The sequence below is a fragment of the Sphingopyxis sp. SE2 genome, from assembly GCF_032227185.1.
In the GTDB taxonomy this organism is placed as follows: Bacteria; Pseudomonadota; Alphaproteobacteria; order Sphingomonadales; family Sphingomonadaceae; genus Sphingopyxis.
Genome location: NZ_JAPMXW010000001.1, coordinates 996441 through 1021897 on the forward strand (window position 1 = coordinate 996441; position 25457 = coordinate 1021897).

Annotated in this window: 26 protein-coding genes; 15 read left to right on the forward strand and 11 right to left on the reverse strand. The window is 65.2% G+C overall.

Features of this window, described 5'->3' with window-relative positions:
• The first annotated feature begins 49 nt into the window (after window positions 1–49).
• The gene (locus OVY29_RS04665) at window positions 50–2143 is read left to right on the forward strand and encodes a M13 family metallopeptidase (protein WP_313911031.1); all 2094 of its coding nucleotides are present in this window, start codon (window positions 50–52) and stop codon (window positions 2141–2143) included.
• A 21-nt stretch (window positions 2144–2164) separates the two neighbouring features.
• Here the strand turns inward: OVY29_RS04665 and OVY29_RS04670 are convergent, their stop codons facing one another.
• Genes OVY29_RS04670 through OVY29_RS04690 form a run of 5 tightly spaced genes read right to left on the reverse strand, consistent with a single transcriptional unit; the run spans window position 2165 to window position 4770 of the window.
• A complete protein-coding gene (locus OVY29_RS04670; protein ID WP_313911032.1) occupies window positions 2165–2452 on the reverse strand; it encodes a hypothetical protein in 288 nt (95 codons plus the stop codon).
• Complete coding sequence (locus OVY29_RS04675) at window positions 2449–2841, reverse strand: VOC family protein (RefSeq protein WP_313911033.1); 393 nt, start codon at window positions 2839–2841, stop codon at window positions 2449–2451. Before OVY29_RS04675 ends, OVY29_RS04670 begins: the two co-directional genes overlap by 4 nt.
• Window positions 2838–3251, reverse strand: a complete 414-nt coding sequence (locus tag OVY29_RS04680; protein ID WP_313911034.1) for a VOC family protein — start codon at window positions 3249–3251, stop codon at window positions 2838–2840. The genes OVY29_RS04675 and OVY29_RS04680 overlap by 4 nt, the downstream gene beginning before the upstream one ends.
• A 2-nt stretch (window positions 3252–3253) precedes the next feature.
• A complete protein-coding gene (locus OVY29_RS04685; protein ID WP_052182264.1) occupies window positions 3254–3604 on the reverse strand; it encodes a hypothetical protein in 351 nt (116 codons plus the stop codon).
• Entirely contained in the window at window positions 3601–4770 is a 1170-nt protein-coding gene (locus OVY29_RS04690) for an isovaleryl-CoA dehydrogenase (RefSeq protein WP_313911035.1), read from the reverse strand. The genes OVY29_RS04685 and OVY29_RS04690 overlap by 4 nt, the downstream gene beginning before the upstream one ends.
• 100 nt (window positions 4771–4870) lie before the next feature.
• Between OVY29_RS04690 and OVY29_RS04695 the strand changes: the two genes are divergently transcribed.
• The 6 genes from OVY29_RS04695 (at window position 4871) to OVY29_RS04720 (ending at window position 11634) form a co-directional block, all read left to right on the forward strand.
• Complete coding sequence (locus tag OVY29_RS04695; protein WP_313911036.1) at window positions 4871–5773, forward strand: LysR family transcriptional regulator; 903 nt, start codon at window positions 4871–4873, stop codon at window positions 5771–5773.
• A gap of 224 nt (window positions 5774–5997) precedes the next feature.
• Window positions 5998–6849 carry a sulfate adenylyltransferase subunit CysD gene (gene cysD, locus OVY29_RS04700; RefSeq protein ID WP_409581475.1) on the forward strand — a complete coding sequence of 284 codons (852 nt, stop codon included), beginning with the start codon at window positions 5998–6000 and terminating at the stop codon, window positions 6847–6849.
• Entirely contained in the window at window positions 6849–8750 is a 1902-nt protein-coding gene (gene cysN / locus OVY29_RS04705) for a sulfate adenylyltransferase subunit CysN (RefSeq protein WP_313911038.1), read from the forward strand. The genes cysD and cysN overlap by 1 nt, the downstream gene beginning before the upstream one ends.
• A 9-nt stretch (window positions 8751–8759) precedes the next feature.
• The gene (locus OVY29_RS04710) at window positions 8760–9506 is read left to right on the forward strand and encodes a 3'(2'),5'-bisphosphate nucleotidase CysQ (protein ID WP_037555587.1); all 747 of its coding nucleotides are present in this window, start codon (window positions 8760–8762) and stop codon (window positions 9504–9506) included.
• Window positions 9507–9620: 114 nt separating this feature from the next.
• Window positions 9621–10379 carry an SDR family oxidoreductase gene (locus OVY29_RS04715; RefSeq protein WP_313911039.1) on the forward strand — a complete coding sequence of 253 codons (759 nt, stop codon included), beginning with the start codon at window positions 9621–9623 and terminating at the stop codon, window positions 10377–10379.
• A gap of 115 nt (window positions 10380–10494) precedes the next feature.
• Window positions 10495–11634 (forward strand): zinc-binding dehydrogenase, encoded by a 1140-nt coding sequence (locus OVY29_RS04720; protein WP_313912043.1) that lies wholly within the window; start codon window positions 10495–10497, stop codon window positions 11632–11634.
• Between the two features lie 160 nt (window positions 11635–11794).
• Here OVY29_RS04720 and OVY29_RS04725 read toward each other — a convergent pair whose 3' ends face one another.
• Window positions 11795–12514 (reverse strand): SDR family oxidoreductase, encoded by a 720-nt coding sequence (locus OVY29_RS04725; RefSeq protein WP_313911040.1) that lies wholly within the window; start codon window positions 12512–12514, stop codon window positions 11795–11797.
• A 68-nt stretch (window positions 12515–12582) separates the two neighbouring features.
• Here OVY29_RS04725 and uvrC point away from each other — a divergent pair, with 68 nt between their 5' ends.
• From uvrC to OVY29_RS04760, 7 genes are all read left to right on the forward strand, one after another.
• Complete coding sequence (gene uvrC, locus OVY29_RS04730) at window positions 12583–14514, forward strand: excinuclease ABC subunit UvrC (protein WP_313911041.1); 1932 nt, start codon at window positions 12583–12585, stop codon at window positions 14512–14514.
• A gap of 111 nt (window positions 14515–14625) precedes the next feature.
• Window positions 14626–15018, forward strand: a complete 393-nt coding sequence (locus OVY29_RS04735; RefSeq protein WP_037555592.1) for a PaaI family thioesterase — start codon at window positions 14626–14628, stop codon at window positions 15016–15018.
• Window positions 15006–15743 carry a DNA repair protein RecO gene (recO, locus tag OVY29_RS04740; RefSeq protein WP_313911042.1) on the forward strand — a complete coding sequence of 246 codons (738 nt, stop codon included), beginning with the start codon at window positions 15006–15008 and terminating at the stop codon, window positions 15741–15743. Before OVY29_RS04735 ends, recO begins: the two co-directional genes overlap by 13 nt.
• Before the next feature lie 164 nt (window positions 15744–15907).
• A complete protein-coding gene (gene leuB, locus OVY29_RS04745) occupies window positions 15908–16954 on the forward strand; it encodes a 3-isopropylmalate dehydrogenase (protein ID WP_313911043.1) in 1047 nt (348 codons plus the stop codon).
• A gap of 5 nt (window positions 16955–16959) precedes the next feature.
• Window positions 16960–18168, forward strand: a complete 1209-nt coding sequence (locus tag OVY29_RS04750) for a trans-sulfuration enzyme family protein (RefSeq protein WP_313911044.1) — start codon at window positions 16960–16962, stop codon at window positions 18166–18168.
• A 17-nt stretch (window positions 18169–18185) separates the two neighbouring features.
• Entirely contained in the window at window positions 18186–18587 is a 402-nt protein-coding gene (gene apaG / locus OVY29_RS04755) for a Co2+/Mg2+ efflux protein ApaG (RefSeq protein WP_037555790.1), read from the forward strand.
• Window positions 18584–19378: a LysR family transcriptional regulator gene (locus OVY29_RS04760; RefSeq protein ID WP_037555599.1), complete on the forward strand. Its 795-nt coding sequence runs from the start codon at window positions 18584–18586 to the stop codon at window positions 19376–19378. The genes apaG and OVY29_RS04760 overlap by 4 nt, the downstream gene beginning before the upstream one ends.
• Window positions 19379–19407: 29 nt before the next feature.
• Here OVY29_RS04760 and OVY29_RS04765 read toward each other — a convergent pair whose 3' ends face one another.
• The 4 genes from OVY29_RS04765 to parE all read right to left on the reverse strand — a co-directional run bounded on the left by OVY29_RS04765 (window position 19408) and on the right by parE (window position 23894).
• Window positions 19408–20724, reverse strand: a complete 1317-nt coding sequence (locus OVY29_RS04765) for a serine hydrolase (protein ID WP_313911045.1) — start codon at window positions 20722–20724, stop codon at window positions 19408–19410.
• On the reverse strand, window positions 20721–21311 hold the full coding sequence (locus tag OVY29_RS04770; protein WP_313911046.1) for a hypothetical protein: 591 nt from the start codon (window positions 21309–21311) through the stop codon (window positions 20721–20723). Before OVY29_RS04770 ends, OVY29_RS04765 begins: the two co-directional genes overlap by 4 nt.
• The gene (locus tag OVY29_RS04775) at window positions 21308–21832 is read right to left on the reverse strand and encodes a sigma-70 family RNA polymerase sigma factor (RefSeq protein ID WP_313911047.1); all 525 of its coding nucleotides are present in this window, start codon (window positions 21830–21832) and stop codon (window positions 21308–21310) included. Before OVY29_RS04775 ends, OVY29_RS04770 begins: the two co-directional genes overlap by 4 nt.
• 82 nt (window positions 21833–21914) lie before the next feature.
• Window positions 21915–23894 carry a DNA topoisomerase IV subunit B gene (gene parE / locus OVY29_RS04780; RefSeq protein ID WP_313911048.1) on the reverse strand — a complete coding sequence of 660 codons (1980 nt, stop codon included), beginning with the start codon at window positions 23892–23894 and terminating at the stop codon, window positions 21915–21917.
• A 171-nt stretch (window positions 23895–24065) separates the two neighbouring features.
• Here parE and OVY29_RS04785 point away from each other — a divergent pair, with 171 nt between their 5' ends.
• The gene (locus tag OVY29_RS04785; RefSeq protein ID WP_313911049.1) at window positions 24066–24899 is read left to right on the forward strand and encodes an outer membrane protein; all 834 of its coding nucleotides are present in this window, start codon (window positions 24066–24068) and stop codon (window positions 24897–24899) included.
• A gap of 200 nt (window positions 24900–25099) precedes the next feature.
• Here the strand turns inward: OVY29_RS04785 and OVY29_RS04790 are convergent, their stop codons facing one another.
• Window positions 25100–25417, reverse strand: a complete 318-nt coding sequence (locus tag OVY29_RS04790) for a PaaI family thioesterase (RefSeq protein ID WP_313911050.1) — start codon at window positions 25415–25417, stop codon at window positions 25100–25102.
• Between the last annotated feature and the right edge of the window lie 40 nt (window positions 25418–25457).

Genomic DNA, 25457 nt, shown 5'->3' on the forward strand with positions numbered 1-25457 from the left:
GTCACAGGCCTATGCCCCCCGCATGCCCGTTAGAAACAAGGTCATTCCCATGAAAAAAGCCGTCTTCGCCATCTTGCTTTCGACCGCCGCGATCGTCGGGGGGCCCGTCGCCTGTTCGAAGGGCGACCAGACTGACAAGGCCGACGCCAGCTACACTGTCGGCACCGAACTCGGGATCAGCAAGGCCGCGATGGACACGAGCGTAAAGCCCGGCGACGACTTTTACGCCTATGCCAACGGCAATTGGCAAAGAACGACCGAGATTCCTGCCGACCGTTCGTCGATCGGCGCCTTCTACATCGCCTTTCTCGAAACTGAGAAGCGCGTCCGCGAACTCGTCGGCGCGATCGTCCAGAAGGGCGGCGAGCCGGCCACCGACGAAGGGCGCATCGCGGCCTTCTACAAGGCCTATATGAACACCCAGGCGATCGACGCGGCGGGTATCAAACCGGTCGCCGCCGACCTCGCGCGCTTCGCCGCGATCACCGACAAGGCGGCGCTGTCGAGGGTCCTCGGCGAACAGACCCGCGCCGACGTCGACCCCCTCAACGCCACCGATTTCGGCACCGAAAATCTCTTCGGCATCTTCGTGACACAGGGGCTCGCGACGCCGGGCGACGTGATTCCCTATATGCTGCAGGGCGGCCTCGGGCTTCCCGAGCGCGAATATTATCTGTCGTCCGACCCCAAGATGGCGAAGATCCGCACCGACTATCAGGCCTATATCGAAAAGCTGCTGAGCGCGGCGGGGCAGAGCGACGCGGCGGCGAAGGCCAAGCGCATCTACGACCTCGAACTCAAGATCGCGCGCGCGCACGCCAGCCGCGAACAGAGCGAGGACTTTACCCAATCGGCCGACGTCTGGACGAAGGCCGATTTCGCCAAGAAGGCACCGGGCATCGACTGGGACGCCTGGTTCGCTGCGGCGAAGCTCGACACGGCGGGCAAGTTCGGCGCCTATCACGCGAACGCGATCACCGGCCTGTCGGCGCTTGTGGCGTCGGAGCCGCTCGATGCGTGGAAGGACTGGCTGACGTTCCATCAGATCAACAGCCATAGCGACGTGCTGCCGAGCGCGATCGACAATGCCCACTTCGCCTTTTACGGCACGACGCTTGCGGGCACACCGCAGCAGCGCAGCCGCGACAAGCGCGCGCTCGATGCGCTGAACACCGACCTCGGCGACGCGGTCGGCCGCGTCTATGCCGAGAAATATTTCCCCGCGTCCGCCAAAGCTGAAGTCGGCGACATGGTGAAGGGTATCAAGGCGGCTTTTGCGACGCGCGTGAACGGCATCGACTGGATGGCGCCCGAAACCAAGAAGGAAGCGATCAAGAAGGTCGAGACGATCGTCGTCGGCGTCGGCTATCCCGAAAGCTGGCGCGACTATGGCAGCTACAGCGTCAGCGCCACCGACGCCTATGCGAACGAGATTGCGGGCGAGAAGGCCGAATATGCCCACCAGCTCGCGAAGATCGGCAAGCCGATGGACAAGGCCGAATGGTGGATGACCCCGCAGACGGTCAACGCGGTCAACCTGCCCGTGCAGAACGCGCTGAACTTCCCCGCCGCGATCCTCCAGCCGCCCTTCTTCAACGCCAAGGCCGACCCGGCCTATAATTACGGCGCGATCGGAGCGGTGATCGGCCACGAGATCAGCCACAGCTTCGACAATAATGGCGCGGCGTTCGACTCGACCGGCGCGCTGCGCAATTGGTGGACCGCCGCCGACCTCAAGAAGTTCGAGGAAGCGGGGTCGGCGCTGGCCGCGCAATATGACAGCTACAAGCCGTTCCCCGACCTTGCGGTGAACGGCAAGCTGACGCTGGGCGAGAATATCGCCGACGTCGCGGGTCTTCAGGCGGCGTATGACGCGTATCGCGCGTCGCTGAACGGCAAGGAAGCGCCGGTGATTGGCGGCTTCACCGGCGACCAGCGCTTCTTCATCGCCTATGCGCAGACCTGGGCGACCAAGATGCGCGACGAGGCGCTTCGCGCGCGCGTCGCGACCGACGGCCACGCACCTGGCAATTACCGCGCGCTCACCGTCCGCAACCTCGACGCCTGGTACAAGGCGTTCGACGTCAAGGAAGGCGACAAGCTCTACCTCGCGCCCGACAAGCGCGTCCGCGTCTGGGGCTGATGACGGGCAAGGGCGGGGCACTTAGTCGGTCCCGCCTTGGCTCGCCGGCTCGCCGGGCTTTTCCTTCAGGATCAGATAGCGATAGACGCCGACGCAGTTGATGCAGAGCAGGGCGATATTCTGCCACCCGATGCCTTCGCTGTCGGGCTGCAGGAAACCCCAGCCGATCAGCGCGAGGCTGCTCGTCACGAAGATGACGAACGCCCAGCCGGTCCAGCGCCGCCCGAGGTTGAGCGAAACGAGCAGCGCTGCGAGCGTCGCCGCCCCCGCGCCATAATATTGCAGGATGTCGAGCAGCGCCTGGCTCACCGGCGATCGACCAGATTGCTGACCTCGACGAGATTGCCGTCGGGATCATGGAAATAGAGCGAGTCGATCGTCCCGGTCGCGCCGTCGCGCAACCCCGCGTCGATGATGGCAACGCCCTGCGCTTCCAGATGCGCCCGCCATTCAGCCACCGGCGTATCGCTGAGCAGGCAGAAATTGCCGCTGCCCGGCACGGTATCGCGCGCGATGGTCGGGCTGTTGGCGGCATCCTGAAGGCTGATCTTGTTTTCGCCGAATTGCAGCGAATATTTGCCGGGCCGCTCCTCGCGCGCGGTCATGCCCAAAACGCGCTCGTAGAAAGCGCGCGTCGCGGCGACGTCGCGCACGCACAGCACGATATGGTCGAAGCCGGCGACGCGAAATTCGGTCATGCGCTTGTTGCCCCGAAAACATACTCAAGCTTCAGCCCGTCGGGATCGGCAAAAAAGACCGCATAATAGGTTGGGCCGTAACGCGGGTAGTCGGCGGGCGCGTCGAGGATCGTCGCGCCGATGCCGCGCAGCAGATCGTGCAGCGCGTCGACGTCCTCGCGGCTCTCCGCCGCCCATGCGAGGTGATGCAGACCCGGCGAATAGCGGTCGTGTATCCTCGCGGCTCCGTCACCCCGCGCCTCGACGATGCCGATCGAATGGAAGGGTTCCCCGTCGCGGTCCCAGTCGCTGCCACGCTCGTCGTCGGCCGAGCGGCGATAGCCGAGGAAGCCAAGCATAGCGTCATAGAATGGACGCGACCGCTCTTTGTCGGCGACCGTCAGGTCAATGTGATGGACGAGCCCGCGCATGGTTATGCCAACGCGCCGATCAAGGCAAGGATGCCCGCGCCGGCGAGCGCCGGCCATGCGACATGGCGGCCCTTCGTATAGGCGGCATCGAACAGCCCCGAGGCAAGCCATCCGCCGCCGATGACGATCAATACACCCTTGGGCGTGCCGGGCCATGCGACCGCTGCCGCCGAAATAAGCATCAGCACCGACGTCGCATGCCAGGCGAAGCGGATGATCCGGCGCGTCAGCGGGTCGGCAAGCGAGCCCGCCTCGCCGCGCAGCAACGGCACCATCATCCGACGATAGCCGAGCACCGAATGAACCCCGGCCGTCGTCACCATGAAGGCGGTCGACAGCCAGAGCCAGATCACGCGCCGGCGCCGATCAGTTCGCGGCCGATCAGCATGCGGCGGATCTCGTTCGTGCCCGCGCCGATGTCGAGCAGCTTGGCGTCGCGCCAGTAGCGTTCGACCGGCCAGTCCTTGGTGTAGCCCGCGCCGCCCAAGGCCTGGATCGCTTCGCCCGCGACCTTCACGGCATTCTCGCTCGCGAGCAGGATCGCGCCCGCGGCGTCGAAGCGCGTCGTCTGCCCCGCGTCGCATGCCTTGGCGACATTATAGACATAGGAGCGCGCCAACTGGAGCATCACATACATGTCGGCGACCTTCGCCTGCATCAGCTGGAACGATCCGATCGGCTTGCCGAACTGCTTGCGCTCGCGAACATAAGGAATGACCGTATCGAGGCACGCCTGCATGATACCGAGTTGGAGCCCGGCGAGCACGACGCGTTCGTAATCGAGCCCCGACATCAGCACGCCGACGCCGCCATTCTCGGGCCCCATGACCTGTTCTTCGGAAACTTCGCAGTCGGTGAAGACAAGCTCGGCGGTCGGCGAGCCGCGCATACCGACCTTGTCGATCTTTTGCCCGATGGCGAACCCCGGCATATCCTTTTCGATCAGAAAGGCGGTGATCCCGCGCGATCCCGCGTCGGGGCTGGTCTTGGCATAGACGACGAGCGTGTCGGCACAGGTCGCATTGGTGATCCAGAATTTGGTGCCGTTGAGGACGTAGCCGCCCTGAACCTTGTCGGCCTTCAGCTTCATCGACACGACGTCGCTGCCGGCGCCCGCTTCCGACATCGCAAGGCTGCCGACATGCTCGCCCGAGATCAGCTTGGGGAGATATTTCGCCTTTTGCTCGGCGTTGCCCCAGCGGCGGATCTGGTTGACGCAAAGGTTCGAGTGCGCGCCGTAGGAAAGGCCGATCGCTGCGCTCGCGCGGCTCACTTCCTCGACCGCGATGACATGCTCGAGATATCCGAGCCCGAGCCCGCCGAACTCTTCCTCGACGGTGATGCCGTGCAGGCCAAGCTCGCCCATCGCCGTCCACAATTCGTCGCGCGGAAACCAGTCCTGCGCGTCGGCCTTGGCGGCGAGCGGCGCGATCCGTTCGTCGGCAAAGCGGGCGGTGGTGTCGCGGATCATCTCGGCGGTTTCGCCGAGCGCGAAATCGAAATCGGGGGTGGCGCGCATGGGGGACCTATCGATGGAGGGCGGGATTGCGCGCGAGTGTGCCTCAAAATTCCATCATAGGGAAATTGAAACGAATGCACATTTATCATAAGTAAAATCTATGATTAAACGTGCGCACATCCGCCAATTCCTCGCCGTGGTCGACGCGGGCAGTTTCACGCAGGCGGCACTCCGCATTCGCGTGACCCAGCCGGCGCTGTCGACCGGGATCGCCGAACTCGAAAAGCTCGTCGGCACCCCGCTCTTCATCCGCAACCGCCGCCAGATCCGGCTAACCGAGGCGGGCGGGCGCTTCCTGCCGATCGCGCGCGACCTCGAACGCGGCTTTCGCGCCGCCGACGGCTTCGGCCGCGACGCCGACCGGCAGGCGGCCGAACTCAAGCTCGGCATCATCCGCTCGGCGCCGGGCGAATTGCTGCAGGCGATCGCCGCGGCGTTGCGCCCGGGCTTTTCGATCGAACTCGTCGAAAACAGTGATTCCGAGCTACGCTCGGCGCTGGGCAGCGGCCGGCTCCATATGGCGCTTGTTCCGCTGCGCGATGGCGAGCGCGGCGAGCATGTCGTGCCGCTCTACGAGGAACCGCTTGCGATGTTCGTCGCGGCGGACCATCCGCTCGCGGGGCGGATCGAGGTCGGGCCCGAGGAACTCGCCGCCGAGACGATGATCGCGCGCCGCTCGTGCGAATTTCTCGGCGCGACGAGCCGCTTCTTCACGCGCCACGGCGTTCGTCCGCGCTTTGCGTTGCGCAGCGAAAGCGACGAGCGCTGCCTGCGCATGGTCGCGGCCGGCGTCGGCATCACCACCGCGCCGATGTCGCTCGCGATCGAGGGCATCGTTCCGCTCAAGGTCGCGGGCTATGACTTTCGCCGTGAACTCGGGCTGCTGCTCGCTCCGGCGTGGCGTGCGCTGCCCGAGGTGGCGCCGCGCCTTGCGCATGCGCTTGAAACGATCGGTGCAATCGCGGCCGAATGGCGCCGGTCGCGGGTCGACGCCGCTGCCTGACGCGAGACCTCCCAAGTCTGGCTTGCAGCGCCGAAAGGCCATAACGTTTGCCCGCGAACATAGGGCGGAGCTACGGCGGCCTCATCCACCCCGTCCGTTTGGACGTATGACGGAATTTGAAATAGCCTATTCCGCTGGCGCACGGCGGAAGTGTGAGGAGACGAAGTTTGTTGTCGTCCGAGTTGACGCATCTCGACCGGCTCGAGGCCGAGAGCATCCATATCATGCGCGAAGTGATGGCCGATGCCACCAAGCCCGTGATGCTCTACAGCGTCGGCAAGGACAGCGCGGTGATGCTCCATCTCGCGCGCAAGGCCTTTTATCCCTCGCCGCCGCCGTTCCCGCTGCTCCACGTCGACACGACGTGGAAGTTCCAGGCGATGTACGAATTGCGCGACCGCATGGCCGCCGAGAGCGGTATGGAACTCATCGTCTACCAGAACCCCGAAGCAAAGGCGCGCGGGATCAATCCGTTCGACCATGGTCCGCTCCACACCGACATGTGGAAGACCGAGGGGCTGAAGCAAGCGCTCGATCTCCACGGCTTCGACGTCGCCTTCGGCGGCGCGCGCCGCGACGAAGAAAAGAGCCGCGCCAAGGAGCGCATCTTCTCCTTCCGCACCGCGAGCCACGGCTGGGATCCCAAGAAGCAACGCCCCGAGCTCTGGAACCTCTACAATGCGCGCAAGGCGAAGGGCGAAAGCATCCGCGTCTTCCCGATCTCGAACTGGACCGAGCTCGACATCTGGCAATATATCGCGCGCGAGAATATCCCGATCGTGCCGCTCTATTTCGCCGCGCCGCGTCCGACGGTCGAGCGTGACGGCTTGCTGCTGATGGTCGACGACGATCGCTTCCCGCTCAAGGACGGCGAAGTGCCCGTCGAACGCTCGGTGCGCTTTCGCACCCTCGGCTGTTATCCGCTCACCGGCGCGGTCGAGAGCGAGGCCAGCACGCTGTCCGAAGTGATCCAGGAAATGCTCCTGACCACCACGAGTGAACGGCAGGGCCGCATCATCGACAAGGATGGCGGCGACGCCAGCATGGAGAAGAAGAAGCAGGAGGGGTATTTCTGATGACCGATCCTGTTTACGTCACCGACGCGCTGATCGCCGAGGATATCGACGCTTATCTGGCGGGCCACGAAAAGAAGTCGCTGCTGCGGTTCATCACCTGCGGCTCGGTCGACGACGGCAAGTCGACGCTGATCGGGCGCCTGCTCTATGACTCGAAGATGATCTTCGAGGATCAGCTCGCCGCGCTCGAAGCCGACAGCAAGCGCGTCGGCACGCAGGGGCAGGAGATCGATTTCGCGCTGCTCGTCGACGGCCTCGCCGCCGAGCGCGAGCAGGGGATCACGATCGACGTCGCGTATCGCTTTTTCACGACCGAGAAGCGCAAGTTCATCGTCGCCGACACTCCTGGGCACGAACAATATACGCGAAACATGGTCACCGGCGCCTCGACCGCCGACCTCGCCGTGATCCTGATCGACGCGCGCAAGGGCGTCCTCACGCAGACGCGCCGCCACAGCTTCCTCGCGCACCTGATCGGCATCAAGCATATCATACTCGCGGTGAACAAGATGGACCTTGTCGATTATGACAAGGCGGTGTTCGACCGCATCACGCTGGCGTACCGCGCCTTCGCGAGCGAGATCGGCATCACCAATTTCACCGCGATCCCGATCTCGGGCTTCAAGGGCGACAATATCACCGCGCTCTCGGACAATACGCCGTGGTTCAAGGGGCCGGCGCTGATCGATCATCTCGAAAATGTGGAGGTCGGCAGCGCCGCCGACGAGGCGAAGCCGTTCCGTTTGCCGGTCCAGTGGGTCAACCGCCCGAACCTCGATTTCCGCGGCTTCTCTGGCCAACTCGCGAGCGGCCGAGTCAGGCCCGGCGATGCCGTACGCATTCTGCCGAGCGGCAAGACCACGACGGTCGACCGCATCGTCACCCTCGACGGCGACCTCGATCAAGCCGTGGCGGGCCAGTCGGTGACGCTGACCCTCGCCGACGAAGTCGATTGCTCGCGCGGCGACGTCATCGCCGCCGCCGATGCGCCGCCCGAGGCGGCGGACCAGTTCGAGGCGACGCTCGTCTGGATGGCCGACGAGGCGATGATCGCGGGCCGCGCCTATTGGCTCAAGCTCGCGACGCAGAGCGTTTCGGCGACGGTGCAGGCGCCAAAATATGAGATCAACGTCAACACGCTCGATCATCTCGCGGCAAAGACGCTCGAACTCAACGGTATCGGCGTTGTCGAACTGTCGACCGACAAGCCGATCACCTTCGAGGCCTATGCCGACAACCGCACGCTCGGTGGTTTCATCCTGATCGACAAGTTGACCAACGCCACGGTGGCGGCGGGCATGCTGCACTTCAGCCTCCGCCGCGCGCAGAATGTTCATTGGCAGGCGACCGACATCGACCGCGACATGCGCGCGAACCTCAAGAACCAGCGCCCCGCGCTGCTGTGGTTCACCGGCCTGTCGGGGTCGGGCAAGTCGACGATTGCGAACCTCGTCGAGAAGAAGCTGCACCGGATGAACCGGCACAGCTTCCTGCTCGACGGCGACAATGTCCGCCACGGCCTCAACCGCGACCTCGGCTTTACCGAGGCCGACCGGATCGAGAATATCCGCCGCGTCGGCGAGGTTGCGAAGCTGATGAGCGATGCGGGGCTGATCGTCATCACCGCCTTCATCTCGCCCTTCCGCGCCGAGCGCGAAATGGTGCGCGGCATGTTGCCCGAAGGCGAGTTCCTCGAAATCTTCATCGACACCCCGCTTGCCGAGGCGGAGAAGCGCGACGTGAAGGGCCTCTACAAAAAGGCGCGCGCGGGTCAGCTAAAGAATTTCACCGGCATCGACAGCCCCTATGAGGCACCCGAGAATCCCGAAATTCGTATCGACACGACCGCGATGACGCCCGAAGAGGCGGCGGACCTGATCATCGATCGGCTACTGGGTTAAGGGGGACGCGTGGGAGAGAGCGACGAACAACTCGCCGAGCGGTTAGCGACGGCCGCGGGCCGCATCCTGCTCGACCTGCGTGCAAAGGGCGAGCTCGAGGGCAAGGCGCTCGGAAAAGCGGGCGACGAGCAGGCGAATGCGCTGCTCTGCCGCGAGATTCGCGCCGCACGTCCCGACGATGCGCTTTTGTCCGAAGAGGAAAAGGACAATATCGCGCGTTGCGGGCAACGCCGCGTCTGGATCGTCGATCCGCTCGACGGCACGCGCGAATATGGCGAGGGCCGCGACGATTGGGCAGTGCATGTTGCGCTCGCGGTAGATGGCATCGCGGCGGTCGGCGCGGTCGCGCTCCCGGGGCTCGGGCTGACGCTGACGTCGGCTGCTCCCGTATCACTCCAGCCCGCGAACCAGCCGCTCAAAATGCTCGTCAGCCGGACGCGTCCCGCGGCGGAAGCGGTGTTTGTCGCCGACAGGCTTGGCGCCGAACTGCTCGCGATGGGGTCGGCGGGGGCCAAGGCGATGGCGGTCGTGCGCGGCGAAGCCGATATCTACCTCCACACCGGCGGCCAATATGAATGGGACAATTGCGCGCCCGTCGCCGTCGCGCAGGCCGCGGGCCTGCACGTCAGCCGCGTCGACGGCTCGCCGATCCGTTACAATAATCCCGATACCTACCTGCCCGACCTGCTGATCTGCCGTAAGGAACTGGCGACCGGCGTGCTGCGCCTCGCCGCGGAATATTCTCCCGCGGGCTAGCGCCGGGCGTCGCTGCCCTGTTTCGGCGAAAGGCGATTTGAGCGCAAGAATCGGGTCGCCGCGCTCTCCGCCGCGTCCATAGACCGCCATGACCAATGTCAGGAAAGGCACGTCATGGAACTCGAAAACAAGACCATCATCGTCACCGGCGCGAGCAGCGGGATGGGTGCGGCGGCGGCCAAGCTGTTCGCATCCGAAGGGGCGAATCTGGTGCTCGGCGCGCGTCGCGGCGCCGAACTCGAGGCCCTTGCAGCGTCGATTAACAAAGCCGACGACCGGGCGGTGTTCCTCGCCGGCGACGTGAGGGACGCGGGATATGCCGCGGCGCTCGTCGATCTTGCTGGAAAGGCGTTCGGCGGACTGGACGGCGCGTTCAACAATGCCGGTATCGTAGGCGAAATGCAGCCCGTCCCTGATATGGCCATCGACAACTGGACCGATGTGATGTCGGTCAATCTGACGGCCGCCTTTCTGGCGGCCAAGGCGCAGATACCGGCGATGAAGGCGCGCGGGCGGGGCTCGATCGTCTTCACCTCGTCCTTCGTGGGCTTCAGCAACGGCGGGATGCCGGGCATGGGCGCCTATGCGGCATCCAAGGCGGGACTGATCGGTTTGGCCCGGTCGCTGGCATCGGACCATGCCGCCGAGGGCATCAGGGTCAATGCGCTGTTGCCCGGCGGCACGATCACGCCGGCCGGGGGCGAAGGGGACCCGGCGGCTCTGGAGTTTATCGCCGGATTGCATCCAATGAAACGGATGGCGACGCCCGTCGAGATCGCGCAGGCGGCGCTGTTCCTTCTTTCCGATCGCTCAAGCTTCATGACGGGGAGCCCGATGATCGCCGATGGCGGGGTCTCGGTGCGGTTGGTGTGAGGGCGGCACGGCTGGGACGCGAGCGATCGGCGCATATTTAGCAGCGGGCGATTGCCAGCGTCCTTCTGTCGTCCTATTTCGGTTTCATCAAGAAACCGAACACGGGAGATGCATGATGACCGACCTGCCTGAAACCAACCTCACCATGCTGACGCTCGTGAAGCCCGAAGGGCAGCTCGAAGTATCGCTCGAGCGACGTCCGATGCCGGTGCCGAAGCCGCACGAAGTGCTGGTGAAGGTCCTCGCCGCACCGATCAACCCGTCGGATCTTGGCCTGCTGTTCGGCGGCGCCGACATGTCGACTGCGCGCGCATCGACACGCGACGGCCTGCCCGTCATCACCGCCGATGTCCCGCCCGCCGGGATGCGCGCTATGGGCGGCCGTATCGGCGACGCACTCGCGATCGGCAACGAAGGATGCGGCACCGTCGTCGCGGCGGGGGATTCGCCTGAAGCGCAAGCGCTGCTCGGCAAGACCGTCGCGCTGCTTGGCGGCGAGATGTACGCCGAATATCGCTGCCTGCCGGTGCAGATGGTAATGCCGCTGCCCGACGGCACCGCCCCCGCCGACGGTGCCTCCTGCTTCGTCAACCCGCTGACCAGTCTCGCGTTCACCGAAACGATGCGGATGGAGAACCACAGCGCGATCGTTCACACCGCCGCGGCGTCGAACCTCGGCCAGATGCTCGTCAAGATTTGCGCGAAGGACGGCATCCCGCTCGTCAACATCGTGCGCAGCGACGCGCAGGTCGAAATTTTGAAGGGCATCGGCGCCAAATATATCGTCAACAGCAGCGCCGACGATTTCATGGATCGGCTGATCGATGCGATCGTCGAGACGGGCGCAACGCTCGGTTTCGACGCGACCGGCGGCGGCAAGCTCGCGGGGCAGATCCTGACCGCGATGGAAGCCGCCGCGGTCAAGCGGATGACGAGCTACAGCCGCTATGGCTCGGACACGTTCAAGCAGGTTTATATCTACGGCGCGCTCGACCTGTCGCCGACGACCTTCTCGGCGCGGAGCTTCGGCCTGACATGGGCGCTCGGCGGTTTCCTGCTGACGCCTTTCATGGCGAAGGCGGGGCCGGAAGTTGTCGGACGGATGCGCAAACGGGTGGTCGATGAACTTACGACAACGTTCAAGAGCCATTACAGCCATGAAGTGTCGCTGACTGAGGCGCTAAACCTCGATATGGCTCAGGCTTACAATGCGAAGCGCACGGGCGAGAAATATCTGATCAAGCCGCACGGCTAGTGGCGGCTGGCGACCGAACCTAGCCGTCGCCCCCGCGAAGGCGGGGGCCGCTGTCGTTTTACACAATGCCGCTGAGTAAGGCCGCTAGCGGCCCCCGCCTTCGCGGGGGCGACGGTTGTGGAATGTCCGCTCTCCACCCCAAAACAGACGCTGAGCCGCCTCAAAACCGGATCATGATCCGCCGCGCGAGCGCGGGCGAGATGCTGTGAACCAGCTGGAGCAGCTTCACCATCCCGGCGTTGACCTCGCTCTTGCCGGTGCGGATACCACGGACGATTTCGGCGGCGCAGTCATGCGCGTTCATCTTCCTGCCCGCGCGGCCGGCGGTCATGTTCGTTTCGACCACCGGGGGCAGCGCCTCGATCACCCGAACATTGCTGTTCTTCAGCATATGGCGGATCGCCTGCGTATAGCTGCGCAGCCCCGCCTTGGTCGCGCAATAGACCGAACCGCCCGCGCGCGGCGCGATCGCGAGGCCGGAGGTGACGTTGACGATCGCGGCTTCGGGCTGCGCGCGAAGCACCGGCAGCAACCGGGTGCACAACGCGATCGGTGCATCGAGGTTGGTGCGGATGCAATGCGCCGCACTGTCCAGCGTTTCGGGCCGGTCCAGTTCATATTCGCTGCCGACCCCGGCATTGTTGACGAGCAGCGCGAGCGGCTTGCCCGCCACGCCCTCGACGACCGCATCGACCCCCGCCGGCGTCGAGAGATCGCCCGCGATCGTTCCGAATCCGAGGCCTGCCATCGCCCGCAATTTTTCCGCCGACCGCCCCGTGACGATAACGTCGGCGCCCGCGCCCTGCAATTGCAGGGCGATCTCGCGCCCGATGCCGTCGCTGCCGCCCGTAACGAGAGCCAGTTTGCCGCGTAATTCCATAAGACCCCTCCCATGTTTTACCTCGCCCACTATGGCGGGTCGCATCGCCATCGCCTACATGCAAAATCATGGCCCGCCCGAATGCTCCCGACCGATTCAACGAAGAAAAAGCGACCTATGTGATCCGCGGCGACGCGGAGGGCGACCAGCCCGACCTCGAACGCGGCGCCGAGGCGATCCGCAGCGTCGTGCGCAAGCTGCCGACGCGCCCCGGCGTCTACCGCATGCTCGATGCACGCGGCGACGTGCTCTATGTGGGGAAGGCGCGCGCGCTCAAGAATCGCGTTACCAATTATACGCAGGTCGCGCGCCTGCCGCAGCGGCTCCAGCGCATGGTGTCGCAGACGCGCGCGATGGAGATCGTCACGACGGTCAGCGAGGCCGAGGCGCTACTGCTCGAAGCGCAGCTGATCAAGCGTTACCGCCCGCCGTACAATGTGCTGCTGCGCGACGACAAAAGCTTCCCCTTCATCCTGCTGCGCACCGACCATGATTTTCCGCGCGTGCAGAAGCATCGCGGCGCGCGGCGTGCGAAGGGCCGTTATTATGGTCCGTTCGCGAGCGCTGGGTCGGTGGGCCAGACGCTCAATGCGCTGCAGAAAACCTTTCTGCTCCGCAGTTGCACCGACAGCTTCTTCGCCAACCGCTCGCGGCCGTGTCTGCTCTACCAGATCAAGCGGTGCAGCGCGCCGTGCGTCGACCGCATCTCGAAGGAGGATTATGCCGGGCTGGTGAGCGACGCGCAGGATTTCCTCGAAGGCCGCTCGACCGCGGTGCAGAAAAGGCTCGGCGACGCGATGACCAAGGCCGCCGACGCGATGGATTATGAGCAGGCGGCGGTGATCCGCGACCGGCTGAAGTCGTTGACCTTCATCCAGGGTAGCCAGTCGGTCCACGCCGACGGGCTCGGCGACGCCGATGTGTTCGCGCTCGCGGCGAAGGGCGGGCAGCTGTGCATCGCGGGCTTCTTCATCCGCGGCGGCCAAAATTGGGGGCACCGCAGCTTTTTTCCCGCGCATGTCGCGGGCGTGCCCGAGAGCGAGGTGATGGCAAGCTTCCTGATGCAATTCTACGAAGGGGTGCCGCCGCCGAAGACGATCCTCGTCGACCGCGAGCCCGACGAATGCGCGCTGCTCGCCGAAGCGCTGGGCGAGAGCGCGAACCGGAGGGTCGAAATCAGCGTGCCGCAGCGCGGCAACCGCCGCCGCCTGCTCGAACAGGCGGTGCGCAATGCCGGCGAGGAACTCGACCGGCGCCTCGCCGAAAGCAGCAGCCAGGCAAAGCTCGGGCGCGAATTGGCCGAGCTGTTCGACCTTGAAAATCCGCCGCGGCGAATCGAGATTTACGATAACAGCCATATCCAGGGGACCAATGCGCTCGGCGCGATGGTCGTCGCGGGCCCCGAGGGCTGGATCAAGGGCGCCTATCGCAAGTTCAACATCAAGCGGCCCGAAACGCAGCCGGGCGACGATTTCGCGATGATGCGCGAAGTGTTCCAGCGCCGCTTCGCGCGCGCGATCGAGGAAGATCCCGAGCGGACGAAGGGCGAATGGCCCGACCTTGTGCTGATCGACGGCGGCAAGGGGCAGGTCTCGGCGGCGGGCGCGGTGCTCGCCGAACTCGGCATCGACGACCTCACTTATGTCGGCGTAGCCAAGGGCCCCGACCGCAATGCCGGACGCGAAACCTTTTATCACCCCGACGGGCGCGAATTCACGCTCCCGCCGAACAATGCCGTGCTCTTCTATATCCAGCGGCTGCGCGACGAGGCGCACCGCTTCGCGATCGGCGCCCATCGGCAGAAGCGCGCGAAGGCGATGGGATCGTCGCCGCTCGACGAGGTTCCGGGCATCGGCCCCGCGCGCAAGAAGGCGCTGCTGATGCACTTCGGCACCGCACGCGCGGTGCGCGGCGCGAGCCTCGAGGATTTGCGCAAGGCGCCGGGCGTCAGCGCCGCGGTCGCGCAGGCGGTGCATGATTTCTATCATGCGGGACGGTGAGCATTACGCCATTCGTCATCCCGGCGAAGGCCGGGATCTCGCCTTATCGCCATAGCGCACCGGTGAGACCCCGGCCTTCGCCGGGGTGACGAAGTAAGAGAGGAGGACATAATGGATTTCGCCGCCACCATGCCGCTTGCGGGAACGCTGGGGGTCACGATCGACGAAGGCAGCAAGGATCGCGTCGCGGGCAAGCTGCCCGTGCGGCCCGAAATCTGCACCGCAGGCGGGATCGTCCATGGCGGGGCGATCATGGCCTTTGCCGATTGCCTCGGTGCCGTCGGCGCGTTTCTGACTTTGCCCGAGGGCGCTAGCGGCACGACGACGATCGAGAGCAAGACCAATTTTCTCGGCGGCGGGCCCGTCGGCACGACGCTCGTCGGCGAAGCGACCCCGGTGAAGATCGGCAAGCGGCTGTCGGTGTGGCAGACGCGTATCCGCACCGAGGCGGGCGCCGAGGTCGCGCTGGTGACGCAGACGCAGATGGTGCTTTGGCAAGCCTGACCACCGATGCCATCGTCTGCGCGGTGCGAGCGCACGGCGAGCATGGCGCGATCCTGCGCGCGCTGACGGCGGAAGCGGGGCTGGTCGCGGGCTATGTTCGCGGCGGACGCTCGCGGCGGCTCCGCCCGATCCTGATGCCCGGCAATCTGGTGGCGCTCGAATTGCGCGCGCGGACCGAGGAGCAGCTTGGCGGCGCGACGGTCGAACTGCTCGAAAGCCGCGCGCCGCTGCTCGCCGAGCCGCTCGCGGCGGCCGCCATCGACTGGGTGACGAGCCTGACCGCGGCGACATTGCCCGAGAACCAGCCCTATCCGGCGCTGTACGCGGCTCTCGAAGCAGTGCTGGAAGCGATCGGGGTCGCTCCTTCGGCACGGCTGTGGGCCGCGGCGCTGGCACGTTATGAATTGCTGTTGCTGGCCGAGCTCGGCTTCGGGCTCAACCTTGAAGACTGTGTGGTGACGGGGGCTGTTTCCGATCTCGCCTTTGTCAGCCCGAAATCGGGCGGTGCGGTCAGCGCCAGCGCCGCCGCCGGCTATGAAGAACGCCTGTTCCGTCTGCCGCGCTTCCTGTGCGGGCAAGACGCCCGCCCGTCGATGACCGACGTCCTGGACGGCCTTGTCATTACCCGTCATTTCCTCGATCGCGACGTCCTCGACGGACGCAACCGTGACTTGCTGACCGCAAGGGAAAGATTGATCGGCCGGCTGGGCAGGGCGGTTGCGTGACGCGCCGCCGCTGGCTAGAGCGGCACCGTCAAACCAAGGCTATCCGCCCTTTCCGTTTGTGCTGAGCTTGTCGAAGCACCGTCCTTCTTTCGACGGCGCCGAAGAGAAGAGCGGCCCTTCGACAAGCTCAGGGCGAACGGCGTATTTGGACGGAAGGTCAAAAGTTGAAAATCCTGCTGCTGGCTGGCGACGGTATCGGTCCGGAAATCATGGCGGAGGCCGAAAAGGTCCTTGCCGCGCTCGCGCTTCCGGTGACGCTCGACCGTGCGCTTGTCGGCGGTGCGGCGTATGAAGCCACGGGCCACCCGTTGCCGCCCGAAACGCTCGCGAAGGCGAAAGCCGCCGATGCGTTGCTGTTCGGCGCGGTCGGCGACCCGCGTTTCGACACTGTCGAGCGCCACCTGCGCCCCGAACAGGCGATCCTCGGCCTGCGCGCCGAACTCGGGCTGTTCGCCAATCTGCGTCCCGCCAAGCTGTTCGCTGGGCTCGAAGACAGCTCGGCGCTGCGCCCCGAGGTCGCGTCGGCGATCGACCTCTTGATCGTCCGCGAGCTCAACGGTGACGTCTATTTCGGCGAAAAGGGCATGCGCACGACGGCGAGCGGCGAGCGCGAAGGCTATGACGTCATGTCGTACAGCGAGAGCGAAGTGCGGCGCATCGCGCATGTCGCCTTCCGCGCGGCGCAAGGCCGCGCGAAGCGGCTCTGCTCGGTCGACAAGGCGAATGTGCTCGAAACCTCGCAGCTGTGGCGCGATGTGGTGATCGAGGTCGCGAAGGAATATCCCGACGTCGCGCTCAGCCATATGTATGTCGACAATGCCGCGATGCAGCTCGTGCGCAATCCGGGCCAGTTCGACGTCGTCGTCACCGGCAATCTGTTCGGCGATATCCTGTCCGATCAGGCGTCGATGTGCGTCGGGTCGATCGGCCTGCTCGCGTCGGCGTCGCTGAGCGACGGCAAGCTGGGATTGTACGAGCCGATCCACGGCAGCGCGCCCGATATCGCAGGCAAGGGCGTTGCCAATCCGCTGGCGATGATCCTGAGCCTTGCGATGCTGCTGCGCCATTCGGGCGGCGACGAGTCGAGCGCGGCGCGGATCGAGGCGGCGGTGGCGAAGGTGCTGGCTGGCGGCGCGCGCGGTGCGGATCTGGGGGGCAATATGGGAACGGCGGCCTTGGGCGATGCGGTTGTTTCGGCTTTGAACGGATAGATGAGATGAAAAAGACGACGGGTTTCGACCGCAGCAAGACGAAGACCTGGCATCCCGCGACGCAGGCGGTGCGCGGCGGCACCTGGCGCAGCGAGCATGGCGAAACGTCCGAAGCCCTCTTCCTGACCTCGGGCTACACCTATGAGAGCGCCGAGGAAGTCGCGGCGCGCTTCGCGGGCGAAGAACAGGGCATGACCTATTCGCGCCTGCAGAACCCGACCGTCGCGATGCTCGAGGAGCGGATCGCGCTGATGGAAGGCGCCGAGGCGTGCCGGACGCAGGCGACCGGCATGGCGGCGATGACGACCGCGCTGCTGTGTCAATTGTCGGCGGGCGATCATATCGTCGCCGCAAAGGCCGCCTTCGGTTCATGCCGCTGGCTCGTCGACCATCTCTGTCCGCGCTTCGGGATCGAAACCACCGTCGTCGACGGCCGCGATAACGACGCGTGGGAAAAGGCGATCAAGCCGAACACCAAGGTCTTTTTCTTCGAAACCCCGGCGAACCCGACGATGGATATCGTCGACATGAAGCATGTCTGCGGCCTCGCGAAGGCGCACGGGATCACCACGGTCGTCGACAACGCCTTTGCGACGAGCGTGCTCCAGCGTCCGATGGATTTCGGCGCCGATGTCGTCGCTTATTCGGCGACCAAGCTGATGGAAGGGCAGGGGCGCGTGCTCGCGGGGGCCGTTTGCGGGACCGAGAAGTTCATCAACGATGTGCTGCTGCCGTTCCAGCGCAACACCGGCCCCAATCTGTCGCCGTTCAACGCGTGGGTCGTGCTCAAGGGCCTCGAAACGCTCGACCTGCGCGCACGGCGCCAGTCGGAAAATGCACTCGCGGTCGGCAAGGCGATCGAGGGGCGCGTCGCACGCATGCTGCATCCGGGACTCGCCAGCCACCCGCAGCATAATTTGGCGATGAGCCAGTCGAGTGCGTGCGGACCGATTTTTTCCTTCGTACTCGATGGCGGCCGCGAACAGGCTATGGCCTTCCTCAACGCGCTCGAACTCGTCGACATCAGCAACAATATCGGCGATTCGCGCAGCCTTTGCTGTCACCCTTGGTCGACGACGCATTATGGCGTCAGCGAAGAAGCGCGCATCGATATGGGTGTCGTCGAGGGTATGCTACGCATCAATATCGGGCTCGAGGATTCGCGCGATGTCATCGCCGACCTCGACCAGGCATTGACCAAGGTCGGGCTTTAGGCGAATCTGCCATGGAAATGATCGACTCCTTCTTCCCCTTTTCGGCGACCACCGGGTCGATCACCGTGCGCGTCGCGGTCAGCTATCTGCCCGAACAATCGCACCCGGCGCTCGGGCGCTGGTTCTGGGCTTATCATGTGCGCATCGAGAATCATGGCGACGATGCGGTGCAGCTGATCAGTCGCCATTGGCGGATCAGCGACGGGCGCGGTCAGACCAGCGAAGTCGAAGGCGAGGGTGTCGTCGGCGAACAGCCGTTGATCGTGCCCGGCGGCGCCTATGATTATGTTTCGGGCTGCCCGCTGCCAACCCCCGAAGGGTCGATGGTCGGCAGCTATGCGATGGAGCTGGGCGACGGATCGCAGATGCTCGTCGCCATCCCGCATTTCCCGCTTCAGGCGCCCGCGACCGCGTCATGAAACGCACGCACCTGCCCCTCAACGCGCTCCGCGTCTTCGACGCCGCTGCCCGGCACCTGAGCTTCACGCGCGCCGCCGACGAACTGGCGGTGACCCCAGCCGCGGTTGGGCAACAGATTCGCGCGCTCGAGGATATGCTCGGCGTCGTGCTGTTCCGCCGCACGCCCAAGGGGCTGGAATTGACCGGCGAGGCCAACGCCGGGCTCGATGCGCTGCGTCAGGGCTTTTTGCAGTTTGAGGAATCGGTGCGCGCGATGCAGGCGGGGCAGTCGTCGCAGTCGCTGACGATCGCCGCGCCGCGCGATCTCACCGCGAAATGGCTCGCGCCGCGGCTCGCGCGCTACAGCCAGCAGGCGCCCGATGTGCGCTTCACCCTGGTGTCGGCCGATAGCGGGATCGACTTTACCGAGGCGAACCTCGACCTCGCGATCTTCTGGACCGACGGCGCGGGCGAACACGAAGGCGTGGCGCTTTCCGACCCGGTGATGGTGACCGTTGCGGGACCCGGCAGCGAAAGCGAAACGCGCATCGCATGGCCGGGCTGCCCCGCCGACGAAGGCGAGCCGGCGCTGCGGCTGGGCGACGCGGGGCTCGCGATCGACGCGGCGGCGAACGGGCTGGGGCAGGCGAACGTCCCCGCGATGCTCGCCGAGGCGGATATCGCCGCCGGACGCGTGCGGCTGGTCCGCGAGGCCTTTCCGGTGAAGCGCGGCTACTGGCTGGTCGCGCCGACGCCGCAATGGCGGCAGGCGAAGGTCAAGGCGCTGGTCGCCGCGCTGACGGCGGCCTGAATCCACTGAAACGACATAGGGATAGCTCGCTATTTCGCCGCGAGCGCCAGCATGCGCGTGACCAGCCCGACCATCCTGTCCGCGTCGAGATTGGCTTTCGGATCGTTCCAGCTCGCGGTCACCACGAACCATTTCCCGTCGGCCTTGCGCTCGCCGAGCAGGCTCATCGACAATACGCCCTTTTCCGAACCGCCCTTGTAGCCGAGATAGCGCCACGGTTCGGCCGCCGCCGGGCCGACGCCATTGTTGATTGCCAGCGCCGACATCGTCGGCGCGGAACCGCGCGCGCGCAGATCTACCATCGCGCGTGCGATGTCGTTCGGGCTCGCAAACCATTCGAGACTGTCGATAAATCGCGGTCCCTCGACGAAGCTGACGCCGTCGACGTTCGAGAGCGTGAGGCGGTTCTCGTTGCTCTCGATCAACCGGCGCTGCGCCGCATCATCGCCCTTGATAAAGAGCGGGCGCAGGTCGTTGAAATTATTGCCCTTGAGCGCGAACGCCTCGACCGTGGTCAGCAGGGGGATGTTGCGCGACGGCGCGCTGTGCCCCGCGCTCTTCATCCGCGCCTCGATGCGTTCGCGGCCGAGCAGGTGGATCAGCGTGTCGGTCGCGCCATTGTCGCTGACCGAGATCATCCAGTTGGCGAGCGTCTGGAGCGTGACCGGCGTGCCCTTCGGCCAATTCGCGGTGCCCGCCGACGAGAAGCTGAGGTGCGAGAGCGGCGCGACGTCGCTCCATTTCCGTGTCCCCGCCGCGATCTGGGCGGCGAGTTCGTCGAGGATATAGAGCTTGATCGTCGACCCCACAGCGAATTGCGTATCGGCATGCGCCGCCGCGAGTGGACGGATGGTGCCGCCGTCGAGCTCGGCCACCAGAAAACCGGTATTCCCCGGCAGTGCGGCGAATTCGGCGGCGATCTTGTCGAAACTGTCGTTCGCCATTTCGAAATTCGTGAAAACGAGCCCGAACACCTTCTCGTCCGGCCCGGCGCCGACCTCGAGCGAAAGCGTGCCGACGCCCCTTTCGAAACGCAGTTGCACGGTACCCGAGCGTCCGTTGGTCGAGGTCGCCTTTTCGACCGATATGGGCTGGCCATATTGTGCGATGAGGCTGGCGGTGATCGCGTCGAATTTTTCCTTGGGGACCGCTTTCTGGAACGCGGCATCGAAATAATCGGGGTAGGCGATCTTGCCGGTGAGCAGGTCGACGAGCTCTGCCGCGCGCCGCTCGAATGCGCGGCCCTGAGCCGGGACCACTTCGGGCGGCTGGATCGCATGGGCGGCCGACGGCGCGCCGGAAAGGGTGGCCGCGGCGAGCAGCGCCGGCATCAGCAAGCACTTCATTTCCCATCTCCTTCGGTTGGGGGCGATGCCGCGTCGAGCCGCTCGATCTGCCCGCGCAGCATGGCCGCCGCGCGCCGGTTGAGGATCCATACCCCGCCGAATACCAGCAACTGGAGCGCGACAACGAACAGGAATACGAGCGAGCCACCCATTCCGCTTGCCTTGGCCTGTCCGAGCATGAAGACCAGTAGGCCGGGTACGAAAGGCGCGAGATACCAGCGACCGACGCGGGCGAGCATATGTTCCTCGCGTATAAGCCGTTCGCGGTAATAGCCGCTGATGTCCTGCGCCTCGGCGTCGGGATCGGGCCGCGACGTGCGACGGGCGAGCTGCCACGCGACGACCATCGCGCCCGCGATGACGAGCAAGCTGCCGATCTTGATCAGCGGTTCGGCGAAGATCACGGCGTACAGGGCAAAGACGACTACCACTAGCGCGGTTGCGGCATATTCGCGTCGATTGCGGCGGCGTATGGCGTCGCCAAACCGTCCCGCCTGGCGCTTGATCTCTTCCAGCGCGAGCGGTTCGAAGGCGGGCTGGCTCTCGTGCCAGAGGGTATGGAGCCCTTTGTCGGAAAAATCGGTCATCTTGCGTCTCCGGCGCCGGCAAAGCGGCGTGTCAGCATGGATTTGAAGCGATGGACCTTGGTAGCGACCGCATCGGACGAAACGCCGGTGACCGCACCGATTTCCGCCGCGGCCACGCCTTCGAGATAGAGGAGCAATATCTGTCGATCGGGCGGATCGAGCCGCTCGATGATCGACAGGATCAGCGCCATGGCACGGTCGCTGTCGGCGCGCTCGAACGGGGTGGCGTCGGCATCGGCGATCTCGACATCCTCGATCGACGACCAGCCGCGTTGCGCGCGGCGCTTGTTCGCAAGCATGTGCGATGTCGCGCGATTGTGCGCGACGCGCCACACCCAGGTGCTGAGCGAGCAGCGGCCGTCGAAGGTGGCGAAACTCTGCCACAGCGCGACCTGCAATTCCTGCTCGAGATCGCACCGCAGGTCGGCATCGGCTTCATAGCCGCGCGCGAGACGGGCGAGCGCGCCGCCGAAGCGGTCGATCGCTTCCGTAAAAAGCCGATCCTGATCCCCCTCGGCCACGCCGCTCTCCAATCTTTCGTGTCGCATACCCATTTAGTCGGGGGCGACGCGACTTTCTGACGGCGACGGGAAAATTTTCTCCTCAGGCGTCGATCGCCGCCTCGTCGAGCGTCGCGGCATTGGCCTGGATGAACTGGAATCGATGCTCGGGATGCTTGCCCATCAGGCGGTCGACCAGATCCTTGACCTGATGCCGTTCCTCATATTCCTGCGGCAGCGTGACGCGCAGCATCGACCGCGTCGCGGGGTCCATCGTCGTTTCTTTCAATTGGTTGGGGTTCATTTCTCCCAATCCTTTGAAGCGCCCGACCTCGACCTTCTTGCCCTTGAACGTGGTCGCTTCGAGCTCGGCGCGATGCGCGTCGTCGCGCGCATAGGCCGAGAGGTTGCCCGCAGTCAGGCGATAAAGCGGCGGCTGCGCGAGGTAGACATGCCCCTCGCGCACGATGTCGGGCATTTCCTGGAAAAAGAAGGTCATCAGCAGAGTCGCGATATGCGCGCCGTCGACGTCGGCATCGGTCATGATCACGATCTTCTCGTAGCGAAGGCGATCGGCGTCGCAATCCTTGCGCATCCCGCAGCCCAGCGCGAGCGCGAGGTCGGCGATTTCCTGATTGGCGCGGATCTTGTCGGCGCTGGCGCTCGCGACGTTCAATATCTTGCCGCGGATCGGCAGGATCGCCTGCGTCTTGCGGTCGCGCGCCTGCTTGGCGCTGCCGCCCGCACTGTCGCCTTCGACGATAAATAATTCCGTGCCTTCGGGCCCGTCGTTCGCACAGTCCGTGAGCTTGCCGGGCAGGCGCAGCTTGCGGCCGCTCGTTGCCGTCTTGCGCTTGACCTCGCGCTCGGCCTTGCGCTTCAGCCGCTCGTCCATCCGGTCGAGAACGAGGCCCAGAAGCGCGCGGCCGCGATCCATATTGTCCGACAGGAAATGGTCGAAATGATCGCGCACCGCGTTTTCGGTGAGACGCGCCGCCTCGGGGCTCGACAGCCGGTCCTTGGTCTGGCTCTGGAACTGCGGATCGCGGATGAACACCGACAGCATCATCTCGCCGCCGTTGAACACGTCCTCGGCGGTGATCTGCGCCGCTTTTTTCTGCCCGATCAGCTCGCCAAAGGCGCGCAAACCCTTGGTGAGCGCCGCGCGCAGCCCCGCTTCGTGCGTGCCGCCCGCGGGCGTGGGGATGGTGTTGCAATACCAGCTGTAAGAGCCATCGGACCACAGCGGCCAAGCGATCGCCCATTCGGCGCGGCCCTGTTCGCCCGGAAATTCCTGCCGCCCGACGAAAGGTTCGGCGGTCGCGCATTCGCGCGTCCCGATCTGTTCCTTCAGATGATCGGCGAGGCCGCCGGGAAATTGGAACACCGCCTCGGCCGGCGTGTCGTCGCCGATCAGTTCGGGCGCGCATTTCCAGCGGATTTCGACGCCCGCGAACAGATAGGCCTTCGAGCGTGCCATGCGATAGAGGCGCTGCGGTTTGAAGCGGCCATGCTCGCCGAAGATTTCGGGATCGGGGACGAAGGAGACGCTGGTGCCGCGGCGATTGGGCGTCGGGCCCAGCTCTTCGAGCCCGCCGAGCGGGGTGCCGCGCGAAAAACGCTGGCGATAGAGTTGCTTGCTCCGCGCCACCTCGATCACCGTATCGGTCGACAGGGCATTGACGACGCTGACCCCGACGCCGTGAAGGCCGCCCGAGGTCGCATAGGCCTTGCCCTCGAACTTCCCGCCCGAATGGAGCATCGTCATGATGACTTCGAGTGCCGACTTGTCCGGGAATTTCGGATGCGGATCGACCGGCATGCCGCGTCCGTTGTCGACGACGGTCAGCCGGTTGCCGACGTCGAGGGTGATCTCGATGCGCGTCGCGTGGCCGGCGACGGCTTCGTCCATGCTGTTGTCGATGACCTCGGCGGCGAGGTGATGGAGCGCGCGTTCGTCGGTGCCGCCGATATACATGCCGGGACGCCGCCGGACGGGTTCGAGTCCCTCCAGCACCTCGATCTGCGAAGCATTGTAGCTGTCGGTGGCGGGGTTCGCGGCGTCGAACAAATCGTGACTCATGCTATGGCTATAAGGGGCGGGGAAGGGCGCTGGCAAGCGCGGTTTTGCGCCGCGCATACGCATCTTGCCGCGGGCTCGGCTCATCGCATTTCGACGAACGCAAGGAACTTTGGCGGACGCTGCCGGGTTGCACTGGCGACCGCAAGGTCATCAAAAAGTGGAGTAATAACAATGAAATTCGCAGCTCTCCTCGCCGTTTCGGCGGCTTCCATGTTCGCCGTTCCGGCCTTCGCGCAGGACAATCGCGACACGTCGCAGGACTTCGACGGTCCCTATATCTCGATCGGCGGCGGCGCGTCGCTTCAGGGAAGCGACCGCGGCGAAACCCTGATTTTCGATACCGATCAGGACGGCACTTATGGCGACCAGGTGACGACCGTGGGCGGCACCGATGCCTTCTCGCCGGGCTTCTGTAACGGCGCGGCCACCGGCACCGCCAATCTCGGCTGCCGCAACGACAAGGACGGCCCCGAATTCTTCGGGCGTCTCGGCTATGACAAGCGCATGGGCAATTTCGTGCTCGGTGCGGTCGTCGAGGGCGGTCACAGCGTCGCGCGCGACAGCGTCAGCGGCTTTTCGACGACGCCCGCGAGCTACACGATGAGCCGTGAGGCCGATTATCAGGCGAACGCCCGCCTGCGTGCCGGCTATACGCCGGGCGGCGGCGCGCTCTTCTATGTCACCGGCGGCGGCGCTTATGCCCGCCTCGACAACAAGTTCGTGACGAGCAACACCGCCAACAGCTTCGACGATAACGGCAAGACCAATGCGTGGGGCTATACCGTCGGCGGCGGTGCCGAGGTGATGGTGACGAACAATATCGGGCTCGGGCTCGAATATCTGTACACCGACGTCAAGGACAAGGATTATGTCGTGAACGTTGGGGCCGGCACCGCGCCTGCGACCAATCCGTTTCTGCTGAACGGCGGCGGGACCGATATCCGCCGCAGCGACCCGAATTTCCAGACGCACAGCGTGCGCGGGACGTTGAGCTACCGCTTCTGACCTCTTGGGAGCGGAAAGGGAGGCGCCGGATCTTACGATCCGGCGCCTTTCGTTTGTCTAGCGCGTGATCGGGTTAGACTGAAACACGGCCTTCCTTGTCCCGTCACCCCGGCGAAGGCCGGGATCTCATCGCCTCGCCTTGGGGCACCGGCGGGATCCCGGCTTCGCCGGGATGACGATTCCATGTATGATGATTGGCTTTAGCGCGTGTGCGGTGCGGCGAAGATCGCGAAATTGCCGTTGGCGCTCGCGACGAGGCGGTCGTGTTGGAACAGTCGCGCGTCGATATTGGCGACGCGCTTGCCCTTGTGCAGCACGCTCGCATCGCAGGTCAGCCGCCCTTCGCGCACGCCGACGTGGTAATTGAACTTGATTTCCAGCGTGGCGCACCAGAAACCCTCGTCCAGCGTGCTGAATAGCGCCCCGCCCATCGCGGTATCGGCGAGCGAATAGGCGACGCCGCCGTGCGCGACGCCCTGCGGATTGAAATGGCGTGCGGCCTCGATATCGATCGCCATCGTGCAGCGCCCGCCGCCGCGCTCGACCATTTGCAGGCCG